Raw genomic sequence first — 594 nt, 5'->3', positions numbered from 1 at the left:
AGCACCGCATCGAACGCCTCAGCGAAAACCGGCTCCGCCGCATACAACTCACGGCCCATACCCACCCGCTGACTCCCCTGCCCCGCGAACAGGAAGGCGGTCCTGCCGGGCGTCGCAGCCGATCCCCGGACGACCAGCGGGGATTCCTGGCCCCGCGCCAGCGCGTCCAGCCCGTCCCGGAAGCCGGCCGGGTCCTGGCCGAGGACGACAGCGCGGTGCTCGAAGGTTGTGCGGGCGGCCACGAGCGCGGCGCCGACCTCCCGCGGGTCCACGCCGCCGTCGGCGGCGACGCCGTCCCGCAGCCGCCCGGCGTAGGCGCGCAGCGCCGTCTGCGACCGCGCGCTCACCACCCAGGGCAGTGCGGGCAGTTCGCCCTCGGCGGGCTTCGGCGCGGGGGGTTCTTCGAGGATGACGTGGGCGTTGGTGCCGCTGATGCCGAAGGAGGAGACGGCCGCGCGGCGGGGCCGGCCGTTGCGGGGCCACGGCGTGTTCTCGGTGAGGAGGCTGACGGCGCCGGCGCTCCAGTCGACGTGCGGGCTCGGCTCGTCGACGTGCAGGGTGCGCGGCAGCTCGCCGTGCCTCATGGCCTCGACG

The 594-nt window shown here is 75.6% G+C and carries 1 protein-coding gene; it reads right to left on the bottom strand.

Annotation, left to right across the window (positions count from 1 at the left end):
* The coding region (locus IH54_RS41055; protein WP_043183679.1) for a ketoacyl-synthetase C-terminal extension domain-containing protein at positions 1 to 594 on the bottom strand (594 nt) is incomplete at both ends.

It is taken from the genome of Streptomyces sp. NRRL F-5123 (assembly GCF_000721495.1).
Taxonomy (GTDB): Bacteria; Actinomycetota; Actinomycetes; order Streptomycetales; family Streptomycetaceae; genus Actinacidiphila.
Note: the sequence above shows the minus strand (reverse complement) of the source record. Positions and strands in the feature narration are given on the sequence as shown.